General features: G+C 48.4%; 17 protein-coding genes. 9 read left to right on the top strand and 8 right to left on the bottom strand.

The window, feature by feature from the left end:
- Window positions 1-39 precede the first annotated feature (39 nt).
- From ACQKD4_RS10110 to ACQKD4_RS10080, 7 genes are all read left to right on the top strand, one after another.
- Complete coding sequence (locus tag ACQKD4_RS10110) at window positions 40-402, top strand: response regulator (RefSeq protein WP_074032651.1); 363 nt, start codon at window positions 40-42, stop codon at window positions 400-402.
- Window positions 399-2957, top strand: a complete 2559-nt coding sequence (locus tag ACQKD4_RS10105) for an ATP-binding protein (RefSeq protein WP_427373215.1) — start codon at window positions 399-401, stop codon at window positions 2955-2957. The genes ACQKD4_RS10110 and ACQKD4_RS10105 overlap by 4 nt, the downstream gene beginning before the upstream one ends.
- A gap of 116 nt (window positions 2958-3073) precedes the next feature.
- Window positions 3074-3457 (top strand): YisL family protein, encoded by a 384-nt coding sequence (locus tag ACQKD4_RS10100; RefSeq protein WP_214761080.1) that lies wholly within the window; start codon window positions 3074-3076, stop codon window positions 3455-3457.
- 100 nt (window positions 3458-3557) lie between these two features.
- Window positions 3558-4589, top strand: coding sequence for a class I SAM-dependent methyltransferase (locus tag ACQKD4_RS10095; protein WP_427373214.1), 1032 nt, complete (start codon window positions 3558-3560; stop codon window positions 4587-4589).
- Between the two features lie 69 nt (window positions 4590-4658).
- Window positions 4659-6152 (top strand): phytoene desaturase family protein, encoded by a 1494-nt coding sequence (locus tag ACQKD4_RS10090; protein ID WP_427373213.1) that lies wholly within the window; start codon window positions 4659-4661, stop codon window positions 6150-6152.
- Complete coding sequence (locus tag ACQKD4_RS10085; RefSeq protein ID WP_427373211.1) at window positions 6149-7627, top strand: phytoene desaturase family protein; 1479 nt, start codon at window positions 6149-6151, stop codon at window positions 7625-7627. The genes ACQKD4_RS10090 and ACQKD4_RS10085 overlap by 4 nt, the downstream gene beginning before the upstream one ends.
- Window positions 7593-8435 (top strand): phytoene/squalene synthase family protein, encoded by an 843-nt coding sequence (locus tag ACQKD4_RS10080; protein ID WP_427373289.1) that lies wholly within the window; start codon window positions 7593-7595, stop codon window positions 8433-8435. Before ACQKD4_RS10085 ends, ACQKD4_RS10080 begins: the two co-directional genes overlap by 35 nt.
- 442 nt (window positions 8436-8877) lie before the next feature.
- Here ACQKD4_RS10080 and ACQKD4_RS10075 read toward each other — a convergent pair whose 3' ends face one another.
- The 6 genes from ACQKD4_RS10075 to ybaK all read right to left on the bottom strand — a co-directional run bounded on the left by ACQKD4_RS10075 (window position 8878) and on the right by ybaK (window position 14124).
- Window positions 8878-10344, bottom strand: coding sequence for a phytoene desaturase family protein (locus tag ACQKD4_RS10075; RefSeq protein ID WP_427373210.1), 1467 nt, complete (start codon window positions 10342-10344; stop codon window positions 8878-8880).
- Between the two features lie 30 nt (window positions 10345-10374).
- Window positions 10375-11442, bottom strand: a complete 1068-nt coding sequence (locus tag ACQKD4_RS10070; protein ID WP_427373209.1) for a glycosyltransferase — start codon at window positions 11440-11442, stop codon at window positions 10375-10377.
- Window positions 11439-12137, bottom strand: a complete 699-nt coding sequence (locus tag ACQKD4_RS10065; protein WP_427373208.1) for a lysophospholipid acyltransferase family protein — start codon at window positions 12135-12137, stop codon at window positions 11439-11441. Before ACQKD4_RS10065 ends, ACQKD4_RS10070 begins: the two co-directional genes overlap by 4 nt.
- Complete coding sequence (locus tag ACQKD4_RS10060) at window positions 12103-12852, bottom strand: carotenoid biosynthesis protein (RefSeq protein WP_427373206.1); 750 nt, start codon at window positions 12850-12852, stop codon at window positions 12103-12105. The genes ACQKD4_RS10065 and ACQKD4_RS10060 overlap by 35 nt, the downstream gene beginning before the upstream one ends.
- Window positions 12853-12941: 89 nt before the next feature.
- Entirely contained in the window at window positions 12942-13640 is a 699-nt protein-coding gene (gene pssA, locus ACQKD4_RS10055) for a CDP-diacylglycerol--serine O-phosphatidyltransferase (protein ID WP_031421233.1), read from the bottom strand.
- Window positions 13641-13659: 19 nt separating this feature from the next.
- Window positions 13660-14124, bottom strand: coding sequence for a Cys-tRNA(Pro) deacylase (gene ybaK / locus ACQKD4_RS10050; protein WP_427373205.1), 465 nt, complete (start codon window positions 14122-14124; stop codon window positions 13660-13662).
- A 151-nt stretch (window positions 14125-14275) separates the two neighbouring features.
- On the opposite strand from ybaK, the gene ACQKD4_RS10045 reads away from it, so the two are divergent.
- Window positions 14276-15010, top strand: coding sequence for an enoyl-CoA hydratase/isomerase family protein (locus tag ACQKD4_RS10045; RefSeq protein WP_427373204.1), 735 nt, complete (start codon window positions 14276-14278; stop codon window positions 15008-15010).
- Window positions 15011-15033: 23 nt separating this feature from the next.
- Here ACQKD4_RS10045 and ACQKD4_RS10040 read toward each other — a convergent pair whose 3' ends face one another.
- Together ACQKD4_RS10040 and ACQKD4_RS10035 are read right to left on the bottom strand one after the other, a co-directional pair.
- A complete protein-coding gene (locus tag ACQKD4_RS10040; protein ID WP_211781580.1) occupies window positions 15034-16392 on the bottom strand; it encodes an MATE family efflux transporter in 1359 nt (452 codons plus the stop codon).
- A 159-nt stretch (window positions 16393-16551) separates the two neighbouring features.
- A complete protein-coding gene (locus tag ACQKD4_RS10035; protein ID WP_427373203.1) occupies window positions 16552-18336 on the bottom strand; it encodes a glycoside hydrolase family 13 protein in 1785 nt (594 codons plus the stop codon).
- A 370-nt stretch (window positions 18337-18706) separates the two neighbouring features.
- On the opposite strand from ACQKD4_RS10035, the gene ACQKD4_RS10030 reads away from it, so the two are divergent.
- Window positions 18707-19972 (top strand): extracellular solute-binding protein, encoded by a 1266-nt coding sequence (locus ACQKD4_RS10030; RefSeq protein ID WP_337874666.1) that lies wholly within the window; start codon window positions 18707-18709, stop codon window positions 19970-19972.
- Window positions 19973-19996 lie beyond the last annotated feature (24 nt).

The following is a 19996-nucleotide window of genomic DNA, read 5'->3' as shown; positions in this document are numbered from 1 at the left end:
TTAAAATAAAAAAATGGGATAAAAAATGGAGGAACGATTATGGTTAAAATCTTACTTGCGGAAGACGAAGAAGTACTACGCATGCTCGTTATGGATACATTAGAAGATGAAGGATACGATATCGATGAGGCGCAAGATGGCGTAGAGGCCTATCGATTGATTGAAGAGAACGAATATGATTTGGTGATTGTGGACCATATGATGCCTGGCATGACGGGGCTTGAGGTCATTGAAAAAGTACGGAAGTTACCAGGGCGACAAGATACGAAAGTGATGATGTTGACAGCGAAAAGCCAACAATCTGACCGTGATTGCGCGAATGAGATTGGTGTCGACTACTTCATTTCAAAACCGTTCAGCCCACTTGAACTTGTCAAAATCATAGGAGGCATCGTGAAGTGAAAAGGTGGTTTAAACAAAAACTCGGGCGCGACATCATGGTCGTCCTCTATTCATTCCTCGTCCTCGCGTTGGTCGGATCGGTACTGACATATGTCTATATCGAGAACCGTTTAGAGGCGAATGAGGCGAAGTTGCGTCAAGTAGACGAACGCGTCGATCGCTTGACGACCATGTGGGATGAGTGGCAAGCCGACCAGTACGACACACGCGGATATCTCTTATTTGGGGACATCGCGTCCCTCGAACGGGCAAGTGCGAATGAAGCAAAATTCCAACAGGAGATCAATTGGTTCAAATCGCAAGTGCAGACTCGTCAAGGTGAGTTGTTCGCAGAAGATTTGCAGCAGTTCCATGACTTTTATTACGACGTCATCATTCCGGTGACGTATGAATATGCGCAAGCACAGCTTGATGGTGAGGTTACGGAAACGTTTATCGATGCTGAAACGATTGCCGAGTTACCGACGGCACAGCGTTTAATTGATCAAGGTCTTGTCCAATTTAACCCAGAGCGTGGCATCGATATTTTAGCCCCGATTGATGAAGTGGAGTCGTCTCTTGAAAACTACCGTCAGTTGATGGCTGCTGAAAAAGAGAACGTCTATGCGGAATGGCGCCAAAACAATAACATTCTTCAATTCTTGTGGATTATGAGCATCGCCTCATTTGCCGCATTGATCTTGTTATTCGTCCAACCGTTCCTTCGTCGTCAAACACGCTTAATTTCAAAACTCTCGATTGCATCGAACCGTTTGTTGAAAGGTGAAATCGTCGACTTGAGCGATCAAATGAAGCGTGAAGACGAAATCGGGACGATGTCTCGCTCGTTCCACAAGATGGCCGAGACACTTCGCGACAATGAACGTCATTTGATTGAAAAGAACCATGAACTTCAAGCGCAACAAGAAGAATTGATCGCCCAACAAGAAGAGCTTCAGGCACAGCAGCAAGAGCTTGAAGAGATTCTCGAACAGACACAACAAAACGAACAACATCTCGCGTACCGAAACGAATTGACGGAGACGTTAGCGTCACGTGATTCGCTTACGGCTTATCCAGAGATTATCGAGAAACTCGTTACGATTACGGATTCGGAAGTCGGTGCCCTCGTTTTCGTCGATGAATCGGGTACGTACCGCGTGACGAGTCATGGTTTGAATGACACGTTGTCACGTCAATTGCTCGATAGTGAGAATTCTGTATTGACGCGAGCGATGACGTTGAAGACGACGGTGCATTCATCGAAACAAGTCGCAAGTGACCATCCACTCCCGTATCCATACTATATGTTCGAGACGGCGGTGCCGGTCCATGACCCGACGGATGACTCAATCATCGCGTTCATCTATCTGGTCCGTTATAAAGATCGTTTCACACAGACGCAGATGGGTGACATCATGTCGTTCGCTCGTCAGCTTTCACTCTCGCTCTTACGGATGCGTCTATTCGAAGAGATGAAACGGGAGAAAGGAAAGACGGAACGCATTCTTGACTCGATTCGGGAAGCGGTCGTCTATATCGAACATGCGACCGATGATGTGTTTGTGAACCGACCACTCTACGAGATGTTCCCAGAATTAAGTGATGTCAGTATGACAGACCTTGAAGAAGAGTCATGGGAAGAGTGGCGAAACCAGCTTGTTGAGACGGTTGATCAGGCCGAAGACTTTATGAAATATACGAATCGTTTGTTCACTGATGATTTCCCGCATGAAAGTGTCAGCTTCTCGATCCGTAAAGGTGAGATGAACTTGCAGATGTATGCGGAGCGGATTATCGTCGGCGGTCTATCGAAGGGGACGCTTCTCGTCTTCCGGGATATTACGAGTGAGACAGAGGCTGAAAGATTGAAGAGTGAATTCATCTCTACGATTTCTCATGAATTGCGAACACCGCTCTCATCCATCTATGGATTTACAGAATTGATGGTGAAGAAACAGTTACCAAATGAGAAACAAGCAAAATATTTAGAGACAATTCATGCGGAAACGGAACGTCTGACGCACCTCGTCAACGACTTCCTCGATGTGCAGCGGATGGAATCCGGCAGTCAGATGTACGATCGGGAACAACTTGATATCGAACCGGTCGTCCGTGATATGTTGACGTTCTATGAAGCGTCTTCTTTGAAGCACGAATTCGAATTGATCTCAGATGATGCACGTCCGTACGAGTTGTTCGTTGACTGCCAGAAGTTCAAGCAGTTGATGAGTAATCTATTGTCGAATGCCGTGAAGTATTCTCCACGTGGTGGAAAGATTACGGTGGAACTTGCCCATCATGAACAAATCGTATCCATCAAAGTGAAGGATGAAGGAATTGGAATTCCGAGTGACGCGCTCGACCGATTGTTCGATAAGTTCTATCGCGTCGATAACTCCGATAGCCGCGAAATCGGCGGAACGGGTCTTGGGTTACCGATCTGTCAAGAAATCGTTCGTGGCCATAACGGTCAAATTCATGTGGAATCGATTCAACATGAAGGGTCGACCTTCATCGTTGAAATTCCTAGCTATGAATACGCTGTCCAAGAGGCAGAGACGACACCAGTATAATGAAATGAGTCATCCTCGAAGGATGGCTCATTTTTTAGGTAAGCGTTCGCTTGACCAATCAGGAGAGGGTTCGTGTACAATGAAGACTGTACAACAACATAAAGGGGGGCATTAGAATGCCACTGATTGCATTCTTGCACACGCACGTTACGAGCTGGATTTTGTTACTTATTTTGTTTGCCGTGGCCTATATCGGTTATAAGAACGGCAACAAGAGTGGAAAGATCGCACATATGGCGTTTCGACTCATGTTACTCATCGCATTCGGAACAGGACTTTATCTCTACCTTCAATTAAACGGAGGCGGCACGTTCTATCACGTGAAAATCACAGTCGGTTTATTGACACTGATCTTCGGTGAGATGACGCTCGTTAAAGTGAAAAAGAAAAAACCATCAAACGCCTTGTTCGGCGGATTTATCATATTGGCACTCGTGACAATCTTTATCGGTTACGCATTACCATATGGTCAATCATTCTTCAACAGCTTCATTCAATAAGGTTTTCCCACTTCGCACACCGAAGTGGGAATTTTTTGTTTGTAGACAAATTATTAGGGGAAAATAAAAAAATCAGTAATCATGACGATGAGGTGAAATGATGGATCAACAAATGATGGAATGGACACGCGTATTACATGCACGGAAATGGATGAAACAAACAGAATCTTTCTTACCATTATGGCACGGTTATATCGGCTATAAATTTGGCCTATTCGATGCACTTCAAGGTGGCGCAAGTATGGCAGAGATGAATTTACGACTCAAACGCCCATTGACGCAACTTGCATTAGAGCGTTGGTTAGAAGTCGGAGTCGCAGTACGTCATTTGAAGAAGAGAGGCTGGCGCTACTATCCGACACGTGGCTTAAAATATCAATTATCCGGTAACGACGAGCGAAGCATCGGATTCATGCTTCAAGAGATGATGGAACTCCACATCCCTGCGTTGATCGCTTATCCGGAATTTTTAGAGTCTGGAAAACAAAAGACATTCGATGGGGCAGAGCATGGTCAAGTCGTCGCGAAAACGTCGACCCTCGTGGAGACGGTCGCGTTCCCGATTGTACAGCAGTTATTACGCCAGGCGAATGTCCAATCGATGCTTGATATCGGATGTGGCCACGGTGGCTATTTACGGAAATTACAAGCGCTCGAACCGAGTTGGGAACTGACAGGCATCGATTTAGAGGAAGAGGTCATCGAAGAGGCGCGATCTCGTGATGAACGGGGCGATATTCATTTTGAAGTCGCCGACTTTATGAACTGGGAAACGGACGAGCAGTTCGATGCGGTCATGATGAACAATATGCTCTATTACTTTTCACCAGAAGAGCGGATCAAACTGCTTGAGAGACTTCGGGATCGTTTAGAAGAGAACGGGGTAGCAGTCCTTGTGACGCCGCTTGCAGAGACGGCACTTGGCGGACGATTCGCTTCCGCATTCAACGCATTTATGACTCTCCATGACAACTTGTATCCGCTCCCGACCATTCCACGATTACGCCGACAGATGCAAGAAGTCGGATTTGAACAAATTCGATTCATCCCATTCATCCCAGAAGGATCTTGGTACATCGTCATCGCTGAGCGAGGAAGAAAGAACCTGCTCAATCAACCGATTGAAAATTGAACTTGTCTCCGGTCATTTCTATAATGATAGAGAAGCATAAGAGACTATTCACATAGGGAGTTGTTGAGTGTGTCGAAACAAAGAGTTGCCGTAATAGGGGCAGGACCTGGTGGATTGGCTGCTGCGATGCTACTGGCGCATCGTGGGGTAGACGTCACCGTATTTGAGAAACAACCGTTTGTCGGAGGAAGGACGTCACGTCTCCAAGTCGGCGAGTTCACGTTTGACCGAGGACCTACGTTTTTAAATATGCCGTATATTTTAGAAGAAATCTTTGAAGAAACGGGACGCGATTTACATGATTACGTTGAGATGAAACGACTGGAACCGATGTATGATTTGTATTTCGACCGCGGTACGCGTCAGCTCTCGATGACGACAGATCGTGATCAGATGCATCAAGCCATCGAAGAACAATTCCCGGGAAATGGGGAAGGGTATGAACGATTCATGAGCGAACAGGCAATCAAGCTGTCCAAGTTGATGCCTGTCTTACAGACCGCACATGATAAATTGACCGATTACGTCTCGTTGCGTGTGCTCAAAGCACTGCCGTTCCTGTCGATTGGGAAGTCGCTTTATGATGTCTTGTCCGAGTACTTCACGAGCGAAGAGTTGAAGTATGCGTTCACGTTCCAAGCAAAATATTTAGGCATGTCCGCTTGGGAATGCCCAGGCGGTTTCTCCATTTTATCGTATATGGAACACGCATATGGGGTTCATCACCCGATTGGGGGAGTGAATCAACTTTGCCATGCGATGGCGAAAGTCGTGGAAGAAGAAGGTGGCTCCATTCGTCTAGGAGAACCGGTGGAGCGCCTCCTCATGGAGGACAAGAAAGTGACAGGTCTCGTGGCCGGAAGTGTCCATTATGCGTTCGATGAAGTCGTAATCGGTGCTGATTTTGCACATGCGATGACGTCGCTCGTTCCTGAAGGTAAACTCTCGAAGTGGAGTCCGGCTCAACTGAAGAAGAAGCGCTATTCGTGCTCGACGTTCATGCTCTATCTCGGACTTGATCACATATATGAAGACGTGGCGCACCATTCGATTCACTTTGCAGACGATTATGAGTTGAACGTCAAAGAGATGACGCAAGAGTTGAAACTAAGCGAGGATTTCTCCTTCTATGTTCAAAACGCCTCACGCATCGACCCGACGCTCGCGCCTTCAGGAAAGTCATCGCTTTACGTGCTCGTACCGGTACCGAATAACTTATCCGGTCTCCCATGGGACGAGCTACAGATGACGATGACAGAACGTGTGCTCGACGCCCTTGAGACACGGTCTCCGTACAGAGGCATCCGACAACATATTGAAGTGATGGAGACGTTGACGCCAATGGATTGGGAGACGTTCGGTGTATATGAAGGAGCAACGTTTAACCTTGGCCATAATCTATCGCAAATGATGTATTTCCGTCCGCACAACCAATTTGAAGAGCTCGACAACGTCTGGCTCGTCGGCGGGGGAACGCATCCGGGAAGTGGACTTCCGACGATTTTTGAATCGGCGCGAATCACGACGAACCTGTTGCGTGAACGGGCAGGTGTCGGCCGATGAACATCAGCTTTGTCGGGGCCGGGGTCGGCACTCTTTATGCCGCCCTCTTATTGACGAAACGGAACCCGTCGCTAAACATCACGATTTATGAGAAAGAAGCACTCGTCGGTGGACGGTTGAACTATGTTGAGTTTGAGAATGGGGCGAAAGTCGATGAAGGGCCGACGATCGTCTTGTTACCGAGTAAACTGAAGCAACAGTTGGTTGAAGCAGGGCTACCGGAAAGTGAAGTCGAGTTACTCGAAGTCGACCCGCTCTATCGCTTGCGGTATCAAGACGGGACATCATTCTACAAATATCGCGATATCGAGCGTCAGGCTGAAGAAATCGAGCGAACATTCGGTGAAGGGGAAGCATTTCGTCATTATATGTCGCAGAAGAAAGAAGAGTATCGGATTGGATTCGATACGTTTTTGGACCGAAGCTACGCATCAAAAACGGAATTGTTCGAACCTAAACTGTTGCTCCTCCTGATGCGTCTGAAAGCATATGAAACGGCCCATGCGAATATGAAACGGTACTTTGAGGACGAACGCCTACGTGTCGCCTACAGTTTGCAGACACTCTATATCGGTGGGAATCCTTATGCGACCCCTTCTTTATATGGTCTGATCCCGTATCGTGAACAGGAAGAGGGAGTCTGGTACGTAAAAGGAGGATATTTCTCGCTTGCGGCGAAAATGGAACAAGAGCTGAAGCGTCGAGGTGTCCGTTTCGTGATGAATGCGACCGTCAATCGCGTCCACGTCACGAACGGTGTGGCGGACGGCGTCACGGTCAATGACGAGTATGTGTCTTATGACGCGGTCGTCGTGAACGGGGACTTTCCACTCATGGAGCGACTCATTGATGGCGTCACACCAAAGACATACGAACCGTCCAGCGGTACGTTACTCCTGTACTTCACCGTCGATGGCGCACTCGATTTACCGGTTCATCAATTTGATTTACCAAACGATTTTGAAGGATCGATGCGCACAATCTTTGAGGATGGTAAACTAAGTGAGTATCCGGCGATGTACACGTTCAATCCATCACGGATCGATGCGACACTAGCGCCGGATGGGACGAGCGTGTTATATGTCCTCGTTCCCGTACCTCGTAAATTGGAACGGGAAGACTTTGAGACGCAAGGAACGATTGACCATCTATTCGGACGAATCGAGGCACTCGTACCAGGTTTTCGTGAGCGCGTGACCGAGATGAAGGTCCGGACACCGATGGATGCTGAGCGTTTCGGTCTATTTGAAGGAGGAAGCTTTGGGATTGCACCGAAGTTGTCTCAATCAGCTGCCTTCAAGCCACAGGCAAGACCGTTCCCGAAAATCGAACGATTGTATGCGGTTGGTGCATCTGTCCATCCATGTGGTGGCGTGCCAATCGTCATGATTGGGTCACAGTTACTCGTGAAAAAAATGGAAGAAGAAATGGGGGCAATACATCGTGACGACACAAGAAGCGTATCGTCAATGTGAGGAAATCATGAAGAAAGGCTCGCTGACTTTTTATCGGGCCTTCTCTTTGCTCTCAAAACCAGATCGTCAAGCGGTCATGGCCGTGTATACGTTTTGTCGGACCCTTGATGATGCAGTCGATGAATCTGACCGTCCAGAAGAAAGTCTGGCGTCGTTTTTGCATGCGTTCGATCGTTTTTTGGTCGGGTATGATCAAGACGATGCACTATGGGTTGCCCTTCGAGATGTCTGGCAGCGCTATGAAATGGACGTCGATCCCTTCTTCGAGCTAGCAGAAGGGATGAAGTGGGATTTACATAAGTCGCGATATGAGACGCTCGAAGAGACCGAGCAATATAGCTACTATGCGGCGAGTACGGTCGGTCTGATGCTACTCCCGATTCTTGTTCCGAATCAAGATGCCGCTACAAAACGTCAGCTTCGGCAAGGGGCCATTGACCTTGGAATTGCGATGCAACTGACAAATATTTTGCGAGATGTCGGGGAAGATTTGAACCGAGATCGCATTTATTTACCACGGACGATGATGCGACAGTTCGGTGTAACTGAAGAGATGTTACAGCAACAAGAAGTGACACCTGCCTTTATCGAACTATGGGAGGCGTTGGCAAAACGCGCGGAGTTCTTGTATGAACGCGCACGTGAGACCCACGACCTCTATCCACTGGCCAGTCGAAAGCCAGTTCAAGCGGCAGCGCTCCTATACGAAGGGATTTTAGATGCGGCTCGAGCGAACGGATACGATGTCTTCACAAAGCGTGCATACGTATCGACGCTTCAAAAAGGAAAATTGCTAGCAAAACTATAAGATGTCAGGTTTACTGTAGGCGCTTTTAGGCGTCTACAGTTTTTTTGCGCAAAAAAAACCACTTTTGGCGGGGGACCAAAAGTGGCGTAAGCGTTATGTGATCCATTCATCGGGGAAATGAATGAATCGATTTGTGATGAAGCCCTAAAGATGTGCCGGGATTCATGGGGAATGAATCAATTGGGACATCTTCGTTGAAACAGGATGCTTGATGGACTAAGGGGGAACATCATACGCAAGCTGTCTCAACTACGGGATACGAGTGGGGAAACTCGCTCATCACTTTTTCTCGGGTGTGACAAGTTCAAAACGCGATAAGGCTCGGGGAAGCCATTCGATCGCTACAGGTGTAACCAACGTTACAGAACTGCTTGAACTCGAATATGATATTATCACGTCTTTCAATTGTCGACAAGTGTCGAAACTCGCGTTCACAAAATGTTCATATTGTCAGAGGTATGTCCTCTAACATCGACCGTGCAGCGAATTGTCCTGAAAGCGTGACCATTGGGCTCCCTCCCCCAGGATGAGTCGAACCACCTGCGAACCAGATGTTCGAGACGTCCGTCGAGCGGGCTGCCGGTCTAAAGAATGCACCTTTTTTCGAATTGGCCGACGTGCCATAAAGTGCACCGTAATATGCATAAAAGTCACGGCTCAAGTCTTGTGGTGTCACCCGGCGGTGGAAGAGAACCTCTTCTTCTTCCCAATCCACACCGAACGCACGTAACCGACGACGAATCAAATGTTCATACGTATCGGCATCGATGTCCGTCAAATGAGCGGGGGCATTGACGAGGATGAACAAGTTGTCTCCTGCCTCTCCCATCGATGGGTCAGTTGCGGATGAATTAGAGATATAAATGGTCGGCTCGTCCGCATAGCGTTCTTCTTGGAAGAGTGCCTTAAATTCTCGCTCGTAGTCGTCAGAGAAATAGACATTATGATGGGCGAGGTTCAATCGTTTTGTTAACCCAATCATTAAAACGAATGCAGAGATGGACGGCTCGACGGTATCGCGTGTCGGGACCGGGAAAGAAGGACGGTTTTTCGCATCGACAAGTCGAGGATATTGCGTGAGCAGCTCGCCATTGAGCAGAACAGCATCGCAAGAGATGACTTCTTTGTCATCAACGACGACTTCATGAGCTTTCCCGTTCAAGACTTCAATTTTCGTCACTTCGTGTCCGAGACGGAATGTCACCCCGAGTTCACTTGCTCGCTTCGCAAATCCTTTGGCGATATTCCAGTTCCCTCCCTTGGCAAAGTAGACCCCTTCATTCAATTCTAAATGAGAGATGAGCGCGAACGTGCCTGGTGTCACGTACGGGCTACTGCCGATATACGTCGCATATCGGTCGAGTGCCTGGATGATGCGCTTATCTTTGAAGTATTTCTGATGAAGGGCATGCAGACTTTGCAGCGGGTGTACTTTTACCATGTCCGCCCAAAGGCCCGGATCTAATTTTGTCTCCATACGGGTGAAGAAGCGTTCGTTCGCGATTCGGAACAACTTCTCTGCTTCATCTAAATAAGCTTGTAATTGATTTTTCTTCATTTGGTCATTCGTCAATCGTCGCACTTCCGATTCAAGCTGTGCCCGATCGGCGCTAAATGTGAACGAGGAGCCATCCGAATAATGATTGACGGTATGTTGATCGAGTTTGATCAATTCAAAATAGTCATCAGGATTGGCACCGCTGTTTCGGATGACGGAACGAAACACATCTGGCATCGTGATGGTGTTCGGACCGAAGTCGAAACGGTGCCCGTCGGTGATGACGGGCATAAGTTTTCCGCCGACATGTTCATTCTTCTCAATGACCGTGACGTCATAGCCGTGTGTGGCGAGCGTGACGGCAGCGCTCAGGCCACCTAACCCGGCTCCAATGACAACAATTTGTTTCATACATTTGTCCCCCTTAAGTAAAACGCTCGATTAGGAATAATGGCGACCTTTCCACGTGATCGGTAGACGTCTCCATTTACGGATGACGGCGTTCCCGAGTAAGGTCAGATAAGCGATCAAGCTGATTGGATGCAACCATGTACCGGATCCATGAGATTTTATGTCGACAGCAAGTCGGGCGAAGAGTACGAAGAGTGCCGCACTGATCGTTTGCCAACTCGGTGAAACTAGCCATGCGAACATGGCTATCAACTGGATCCCGTAGTACGTCAAGAAGTACAAGGCAAGTCCTACTGATTCATTCATTCCCTTGAATACGTTTTTTGAAAACCCGCTCCATACTTCTTCATTCGTCTCATACATATCACAAGAGATGAACGGGGCGACTTGAACGAGTGACGTCACTTTTTGATGACGCTTGAACATACGACATAAATCGATGTCATCAATCAACGATGAACGGATCGAAGCGTGCCCACCAATCTCTTCGTAACTATTTCGTTCGACAAGTACATTCATTCCGTTCGCTGCCGCGAATGCAGGGTGTTTCACTTTACGCCAAAACAAAGGCAGGTGTTGGGCGATAAGCACGTGTTGCATCGGAATCAACAATTTCCCGAGAAATGTCGATGTCGGAAATTGTGGGAATCCGGATAGAAAGACAGCCTTTTCACGAGCGAGTGTCGCATGCATGCGGGGGATGAAGCTCGAATCGATGGTAACGTCCGCATCTAAAAAGAGGAGATACGGTTCAGTCGTGCGTGTTGAAAGCTGATGACAGGCATGGACTTTCCCGGCCCAGTCATCAGGCAAAGGGACACCCTGAATGACGGTGAATCGGGCATCGTCCCCAATCGCGCGATGTAATCGTTCATATGTATCGTCTTCGGAGCGGTCTTCATAAATGTAGACATGAGTATTCTCGGGGATCGCCATTTGTAAATTAGTAATCAATCGGTCGACATGTCGCGCCTCGTTCCGCATCGGGATGCAGACGGCTGTCGCCAAAGCTTTCCCAGGTTTTGCGAGTGGTCGTAAAAACGCTAGATTCACGAGTGTGAAGATGAGCATGAAAAGGGTCACGAACCAAAGAATCATGAGCCTTTCCTCCCGAGTCGAACGAACGTTTCTGTCCACTCGGCTAGATTGCGTCGCGGACGGAACAATGGAGCATAGGCGGTTGAACGTGTGATGACGTCATCTCTGACATCGTCATACAACTGCTCGAGTGCTTGCGCAATCTCTTGTTTTTGAGCTCTCCGAGTCGACGAGGTCACGCTGTATTTTCGGAATCGGACGTAGACAACGGGCTCGGCATGGCTTTCAAATGCATAATACATGGCACATAAATGAAGGGGACGCTCATTCAGTAACAGGGTCGCCCCAGATTCGATTTCAATCGGACGCATTTCTTGAGGGACTTCTCGACCTTGTGGATACATCCATACCGATTTGCCTGAAGCGAGCAACTCATTCGCGTAGGCGAGGGAAGCACGCACATCGGATAGACTTCCTTTTTTTACAGAGAAGGCCCCAAGGTGACGAAAGAACGGGAAACGGCGCAATCCGTCCTCGTCCATCAACACATGGATGTCATGTCTCAAAAAATGTTCATTCACCATATACATGACGAGTCCATCCCACCAAGCACTGTGCGTACTTAAGATTAAACCAGGCGTAGGGATATCATCGGTTCGAATAAAAATATTATGAAACGTTGGACGAATCTGACGTTCCCTTACGAATGTTGAGAATACGTTATTGAACCATTTCTTTTTGTGTGACTCGATCATCGCGACCTCTCCTTTCTAAAAGAATCACCCCAGACGTCAGAATGCTCAGGAAGCCGATTCCATAAAGACCTGCGTTCACGGCCGTGACGCCAAAGAGGGCATGGAGCATGACGAACAAGTAAACGCCGTGCTGGATGAACAAGGAATCGACAGCTCGTTCGTGACGTTGCAAAATCCAGGAGAAAATAAGGGATAATCCAAACCATCCAATAAAGTTTTGCGTCGGGATATCATAATATAGACCGTCATTTGCCCATTCCCAGTAGCCTTTCACGTTTGCCGCTACGGGATCGATTGCCATATCGAGCCATACGGCGAGAATCGGGACGAACCATAAAATGTTGTTGCGGAACGTGAAGAGTCGGGCCACGGCAAAACTAGAACCGATGACAGCGAGCCACGCCGCCCCAATCGTGACAGGGACTCCAAATACAGTTGGACCGAATGCCTCGGCATAGACGTATTCGCTGAACGGGAACCCCGTTTTCACGCCGAGAGTCTCGACGGCGATTGAACCGAAGAAAATAAACGGAACAATCCAAACACCTTGTCGAATCCCTTGATAAAGAATCGTTCCGCCGATCACACCGGCGAGCCATAAAAAGACGGGGTTTGCCCACTCTAGCCAAGGCGGAAGCAGGTCGAATCCGACTAAGATCAATCCAATGAAATACCAGACAAGAAACCATTTCCAAATAAACGGATACACTTTCATTCCATCACCTCTTCTTTCATTCTAAAGCTCATCTCAGTCTTCGTCTAACAAATGCATGTACGAAAAAAGAGCCTCGTCGAACGAGACTCTTAATTGGCCATCCGCTTCCGTCTTTTCACGAACGAGAAAGCGATGAATAAGACATAGAACGGGACGGCGATGAACCAGAACGTCGGCCATTCTTTCCAACGTGCGAACATCATATACGTCACATAGACGAGGCTGATGGTAATGATGAACGAGTGACGTGGCAGTGGCACGTCTTTAAAACTCGGGATGCGGACACGGCTGACCATCAACAGGGCGAGCCCTGTGAAGAAAATCGGTGTCAACAGTTCGCTGACGCGGTCCCCGAACGTCGTGATGACGGCGAGAAGTCCACCGGCGGCCGTAATCGGGACGCCTGAGAAGTAACTTGCCGCAACGTTTGTCGCAGACAAGTTGAAGCGGGCGAGACGGTATGCCCCGAATAGCGGAAAGAGTGCCGCAAAGAACAATCCATAATTGCCATAATCAATGAAAAACGTATAATAGGCGAGCATCGCTGGTGCGACACCGAACGTGACGATGTCAGCGAGTGAGTCTAGTTCCTTCCCGAAGTCCCCAGCGACTCCGAGCATACGGGCGAGTCGCCCATCTAAACTATCGAGCATCATCGCGATGATGATTAACAGTGTGGCGTTTGAGAAGTCACCACGTGCGGCGTAGACGATGGCGACGACACCACAAAATAAGTTTCCGAACGTAAAGGAGTTTGGAACCCACGAACGGATGCGTTCTTTCCACATAATTTTGCCCCCAGTAAGGTCATTGGCTGAACCAGCGACCGTTTGTGAATTGCAGTAAATCTTCTGGCTTCAACTCGATTTGATAGCCACGTTTCCCGGCAGAGATCGTGATGGTCTCTTTCTCTCTAGCTGCCTCATGCAAGTATACGGGGAACGGCTTCTTCGCCCCGATGGGAGAGACGCCACCCCGGATGTATCCGGTCAGTGCCTCGAGTTCTTTCATCGGGACAGGCGATGCTTTCTTCGTTCCCCAAGCTTTCGCGGCTGCTTTTAAATCAATGTCACGCTCTCCGGAAATGAGAAAGAAGGCGTATTGTTTTTTCTCGTTCACGAGACAAATCGTTTTGTACAGTTCATCGAGAGGTTTATGCAACGTCTCCGCGACATGTTTGGCAGAGACATCGGTTTCATCGACTTCATACGTATGATAAGCGAACGGAATCTTCTTTTGTTTCAGTTGCCGAGCGGCGTTTGTCAGTTGCATCTGACTCATCCTTTCGTGACCGACTCCTTTTAGAATAGCAAATCAACCAACTTCACGGCAATTGAACTTCAAAAAACTTTTCAGTAAAGGAAGGAGTTTGGCGGAATGGCGAAGAAATGAACAGTGATTCATTTTATAAGGGGGAATGAAAGTGGAGACGATTCAATTGACGACGCACAATGGGGTAGGGTGGCTGAAACTCAACCGACCTGAAAAGCTGAATGCCTTGAACGAGACGTTGCTACGTGAAATGAAAACGGCAATCGATGAATTTGATCAGGACGACGCGGTTCGCGTCATCGTCCTTGTCGGCGAAGGACGGGCATTCTCATCTGGACAAGATTTAACGATCGAGAGCGATGCAGATTACGGGGAATATTTAGAAGAGGTGTATCATCCACTCGTCCGTGCGCTCTTCTCATGCCGTAAGCCGATCATCGCGGGCATTCATGGCGTTGTGGCAGGAGCGGGACTTAGTTTGGCACTCGCAGCAGACGTTCGAATCGTCGCCAAGTCGACGAAGTTCAGCTCGGCGTTCATTAAAATCGGGTTGGTCGCAGATGCAGGAGGACCGTATCACTTACGTCGACTCATGCGCGACGACCTCGCATTAGATTGGTTGTGGAGTGGCAGTACGATTGACTCGGAGACCGCGCACACATTCGGACTTGTCACAGAGCTCGTGGAAGATGCGGTATATACGGAGCGATTGACTTCATATGCGGAAACACTCGCTGCGAAATCACCGGTCGCTGTTCAAGGGATGAAGGCGCTCATGCGAGCCGCTTCATTTGAGGACGGATTGAATGAAGAAATTGAATGGCAACGGAAGTGTGGGGACACGGACGTGCACCGCCAAGCGATGCAGGCATTCTTGATGAAATAAAAAAAGCGGCCGCGGCCGCTTTTTTACGTGGTTGATTTGGCTTCGAATTGGAAGCCTTTTTGTTGCCACGTCCCGTATTTCCAACGACGAAACGCGAAGAATCCGCGGAACCACTCATCGAGGGAGAAGGCGAGCCAAATCCCAAGGATGCCGAGCCCCATTTGAAGACCGAACAAGTAGCTGAACGCCACGGCGACACCCCACATCGAGGCAATCCCAATCATGACCGGGAAGCGGACGTCCCCAACGGACTTCAACGATCCCATCAAGACGATGTTCATGGCGCGCCCTGGCTCTAAAATGAGCGTTGCCCATAAAATTGGTACTCCGACCGCGATGATGTCAGGATTTGACGTGAAGAGACCGAGTAGCGACTCGCTGAACACCGCCAATCCGAGAGAGGCGACGAACGAGGCGAACATGGCGATCTTCAATGTCTTGACGGCGCGATGATACGCCTCTTTGAAACGTTTGCCCCCGATATCTCGCGCAATCAAGAGCTGTGTTCCTTGTGCGACGGCGACGGTGAACAAGAAGGCGAGCATTGACAAGTTCATGACGTATACCCGTGCGGCGAGGGAAGCTTCTCCCATCGTCGCGATGAAACCGGTGATGATGATCTGTGAAGCTTGATAAGACAAGTTCTCTCCTGCAGAAGGGACACCGATTTGAAGGAGCGACTGGATGTCGTCTTTCTTCGGACGAATCACTTCTTTTAACGGGAAGCGGATCATGAGCTTCCGTTTGACGAGCCAGAACAACAGTACCATAGCGGCGAATCGTGCGATCACGATGGCCCAAGCGACACCGGCAACACCTGTGACCGGAAGTCCGAACCAGCCGGTAACGGCAAAAATGGCACCGACTGCGGTGATGATATCAATCAGAAGCGTCGCGAGCATGGCGTGTTTCGTCATCCCGTGACTCCGGAGGATCGAACTGAGCGCCATGATGAGCGCTTCGGTGAATAACGACAAGCCGACGATTTGCAGGAACAACAGCCCGTGTGCAAACAGTTCATCCGATAGACCGAATAGGCGCAAAAACGTTTCACCGAATAAGAAGATGACGACGACCATGATCGCACCGAGCCACATGTTCAAACTGACGGCGGAGCGGGCGAAGTCACGACTCTTCTTCATGCGCCCAGCCCCGATGGCCTGACCGATCAAGATGGTCGCCCCGACAGACGTCACACTGAAGACAATCAAGAACACGTTTAAAATTTGGTTGGCAACCCCGACGGCCGAAGCGGCGGCGTCTGAGTAATGTGCGAGCATCAATGTGGCGATGATCCCGGTTCCCATGTGGAGGGCAAGTTCGATGAAAATCGGCCACGACAGTTTGAACAGGGTGAGCTGTTCCGTTTGTTTCGTCTGCATGTAGTGTATTCTCCCTTTTCTCTATAATTCTTTCTGTTAACTATTTGTTTTATAAAAATGTCAAAGGTCATCTTACTCCTTATGAAATGAAAAAGAAAGGGGTTTGCTAAATTATTTTCAACAAAAAAATCACCCGAAGAAATCAGGTGATTTTCGAAATTATTTCAATTTCAGAATAGCAGCACTAAATGGTGCAAGCTCGATTTCGAGTGACTCGAGATCACGGTCGTGTAACAAGTCGTAGGCGGCGCCACGATAACCGAGCGGACTTAGTTTCGACGTAGAGTCCGAGTTGTTGAAGTAGACCAAGTACGTCTCATCTTTCGTGCAACGCTCGATGATGACGGCATTATTGGCGTCGTCGACCAAGTTGAAGCGATACGAGCCGGCGTTTGCGAGTACGGGATGATCTTTCCGAAGCTGGATGAGCTTTTGAATGTAACGGAAGAGGTTACGGTCTTCTTCGGCTTCGTCCCACGGCATACAGCGGCGGCAACCCGGGTCTTGTTCTCCCTCGAGTCCGATTTCATCCCCATAGTAAATACACGGGCTACCTGTGTACGTAAGCATGGATGTCATCAAGAGCTTGAATTTGCCTTTATGACCTTTCGCCCGCGTCAACGCGCGTGGCGTATCATGTGAGTCGATCAAGTTGAACGTGACTTCGTTGACGTTCATCGTGTTCATCATCTCGACGCGCGTCAATTCGTTGCGGAACTCAGAAGCTGTCGTCCGATCGAGTGCGAAATAGTTCAAGCTCGCGTTCGTGAACGGATAGTTCATGACGGCATCGAACTGGTCGCCTTGTAGCCAAGGTTGCGCGTCGTGCCAAATTTCCCCGAGGATGTAGGCTTCCGGGTTCGCTTGCTTGACTGCTTTTCGGAAGTCACGCCAGAACGCATGATCGACTTCGTTGGCGACGTCTAGGCGCCATCCGTCGATGCCAAATTCTTCGACCCAGTAACGGGCGACATCTAATAAGTAAGCTTTCAACTCTGGATGCTCCGTATTGATCTTCGGCATGTTCTTCTCGAACGCGAACGTATCGTAGTTCGGCTTCGGCTCCGTCACGATTGGGAATTCACGGAGATAGAACCAATCGCGATACTCAGACACCGGACCGTTCTCGACGACATCTTGGAACCATGGGTGGTGATATCCAACATGGTTGAAGACGGCATCGAGCATGACCTTGATGCCATTCTTGTGTAAGAGGTCGACCATTTCTTTAAATTTCTCTTTTGTCCCGAACTGTGGATCGATTTCCATATAGTCGAGCGTATCGTACTTGTGGTTCGTCGTCGCTTTAAAGATCGGGCAGAAATAGATTCCGGTAATCCCGAGTTCGACCAAGTGGTCGATATGGTCGATCACCCCTTGGAAATCCCCACCGAAGAAGTTTGTGATTGTCGGCTCTGTCGAGTTCCATGGCAGTGTCTCTTCTGGATTAAGTGAAGCATCTCCATTGGCGAAGCGATCCGGGAAGATTTGATACCAAACCGTGTCCTTCACCCATGACGGTGCGTGGAAGATATCAATCGGATTGATGAACGGGACACAGAAGTAATAGCCCGTGTCATCGAGCGGTTTTTCTTCGAACCACCCTTTTTCGGTATAGACGGCTGTCTCTTGTCCATCATTCAAACGGAATCCGTAGCGAAGGCGACGGAACGGCGGCTTGATGGCGATGAACCAGTAGTCATAGGCGTCGTCAAAACCGATTTTCTCCATTGGAGTCTCGTATGTACGCCAGTAGCTCGGCTTGTCCGGGTCAAAATTCCACATGGCCGGGTCTTCAGAATGCCAATCGTAAGGGTCGTTCCAAATCAAATCGACCGATTCAATATCTCCACGTTTCGTATGAAAACGGATGTGGATCGTCTCACGGTCATATTTGTAAACGAACGGGGACATGGCACGATGATAAATCGCTTCTTTCATCATAAGGAAAACATTCCTTTCTTTAAGGGGGATGACATCATTTTACAACACTGTGAATCAAAGAGAATAGGTGTTGCGAAAACGTTTGCTCAAGCAAAGGGTAATAAAGCGTTTACATTTTGTCAATTGCTGAAACTCATAAAAAGTGAAGATTTGAGAACAAAATTTTATAAATTACATAAATGGGTCAACAGACGTAAAAAAAGTGTAAAAAAAGACTTGTAAAACGCTTTCACAAATGTATAATAAAAATTGAGGTGAGGATGCAAACGTTTTCACTACCGTGTCAATTTCGTAGCGGAGTTTTAAAATTGACGTGGTCGTGCGATTGCGCAAATCTGACCATACTATTTCCTTGGGGAGGTTTTTCATCATGAAGATGAAAAAAATGGTAGCAGGACTTTCAACAGCAGTATTCGCATTCGGTGCACTTGCTGCATGTGGTGGCGGAACAGACAACGGATCTTCTAACGAAGGTGGTTCTTCAAGCGAGAACAAACCTGAAAAGATCGTCATCTGGGAAGACATCGAAAAGTCTGAAACAACGAAAGAAGTTGCGAAGGCGTTCGAAGAAGAACATGGCGTAAAAGTTGAAGTCGTCGAAGTACAGATGACAGACCAAAAAGACAAGCTTGCGCTTGACGGTCCAGCTGGTAAAGGTCCAGACATCGTTCTCGTACCGCACGACCAAATCGGTACAATCGCTGACCAAGGTCACTTGGCTCCAATCGCTGACGAAGGATCACTTGACGCATTCACAGACGCTGCGAAATCAGCTGTCATGTTCGATGGTCAAGCTTATGGATATCCAAAATCAGTTGAGACACCAGTTCTCATGTACAACAAAGATTTGATGGCTGAAGCTCCAGCATCAATGGACGACCTCTACAAGTTGTCAAACGATGTGAAAGCTGATGGGGAGTATGGATTCCTCGCACTTTGGGATAACTTCTACTTCGCACACGGTGTTGTCGCTGGATTCGGCGGATACGTGTTCAAAGAAGACGGTGGCGCACTCGACCCATCTGACATCGGTTTGAACAACGAAGGCGCAGTTGAAGGATTCGAATACATCGGTAAATGGTACGAAGAAGGCCTCTTCCCTAAAGGATTGATCGGTGAGTCTGGTGGCCAAGCGATGGACCAACTCTTCACTGAGAAGAAAGCACATTCAGTCATGAACGGACCATGGGCTGTAGCTGGTTACACAGATGCAGGCGTAAACCTCGGAGCGGCTCCAATGCCAACACTTCCGAACGGTGAGCCAATCAAGACGTTCATGGGTGTGAAAACATATGCCCTTTCAGCTTACACAGAAAACCAAGAGTGGGCTGAAATGTTCCTTCAAGAGTTGACGAATGAAGAAAATGCATTGGCAATGTTTGAAGCATACAACGAGATCCCACCAGTAGCAGCACTCGAGTCGAACGAAACAATCACGTCGAACGAAGTTGCGAAAGCGGTATTCGACCAAGCGACAAACGCAATCCCAATGCCGAACATTCCTGAAATGGGACAAGTTTGGGAGCCAATGGCACAAGCACTTCAGCTTGTAGCGACTGGTAAACAAGATGCACAAAAATCTGCAGACGATGCAGTGAAAGTCATCGAGCAACAAATCCAAGCAAACAACCAATAAGGAATTGAAATGACGGGGTGCGCC

Source organism: Exiguobacterium sp. NPDC077395 (genome assembly GCF_050269125.1).
GTDB classification, from domain to species: domain Bacteria; phylum Bacillota; class Bacilli; order Exiguobacteriales; family Exiguobacteriaceae; genus Exiguobacterium; species Exiguobacterium aestuarii_A.
This window is presented reverse-complemented; position numbering and strand designations above follow the sequence as displayed.

What these genes read in the sequence shown, in the direction of transcription:
- ACQKD4_RS10110 (WP_074032651.1), top strand. Translation starts at nt 40, where the DNA reads ATGGTTAAAATCTTACTTGCGGAAGACGAAGAAGTACTACGCATGCTC.
- ACQKD4_RS10100 (WP_214761080.1), top strand. Translation starts at nt 3,074, where the DNA reads ATGCCACTGATTGCATTCTTGCACACGCACGTTACGAGCTGGATTTTG.
- ACQKD4_RS10095 (WP_427373214.1), top strand. Translation starts at nt 3,558, where the DNA reads ATGGATCAACAAATGATGGAATGGACACGCGTATTACATGCACGGAAA.
- ACQKD4_RS10085 (WP_427373211.1), top strand. Translation starts at nt 6,149, where the DNA reads ATGAACATCAGCTTTGTCGGGGCCGGGGTCGGCACTCTTTATGCCGCC.
- ACQKD4_RS10075 (WP_427373210.1), bottom strand. Translation starts at nt 10,344, where the DNA reads ATGAAACAAATTGTTGTCATTGGAGCCGGGTTAGGTGGCCTGAGCGCT.
- ACQKD4_RS10070 (WP_427373209.1), bottom strand. Translation starts at nt 11,442, where the DNA reads ATGATTCTTTGGTTCGTGACCCTTTTCATGCTCATCTTCACACTCGTG.
- ACQKD4_RS10065 (WP_427373208.1), bottom strand. Translation starts at nt 12,137, where the DNA reads ATGATCGAGTCACACAAAAAGAAATGGTTCAATAACGTATTCTCAACA.
- ACQKD4_RS10060 (WP_427373206.1), bottom strand. Translation starts at nt 12,852, where the DNA reads ATGAAAGTGTATCCGTTTATTTGGAAATGGTTTCTTGTCTGGTATTTC.
- pssA (WP_031421233.1), bottom strand. Translation starts at nt 13,640, where the DNA reads ATGTGGAAAGAACGCATCCGTTCGTGGGTTCCAAACTCCTTTACGTTC.
- ybaK (WP_427373205.1), bottom strand. Translation starts at nt 14,124, where the DNA reads ATGCAACTGACAAACGCCGCTCGGCAACTGAAACAAAAGAAGATTCCG.
- ACQKD4_RS10040 (WP_211781580.1), bottom strand. Translation starts at nt 16,392, where the DNA reads ATGCAGACGAAACAAACGGAACAGCTCACCCTGTTCAAACTGTCGTGG.
- ACQKD4_RS10035 (WP_427373203.1), bottom strand. Translation starts at nt 18,336, where the DNA reads ATGATGAAAGAAGCGATTTATCATCGTGCCATGTCCCCGTTCGTTTAC.
- ACQKD4_RS10030 (WP_337874666.1), top strand. Translation starts at nt 18,707, where the DNA reads ATGAAGATGAAAAAAATGGTAGCAGGACTTTCAACAGCAGTATTCGCA.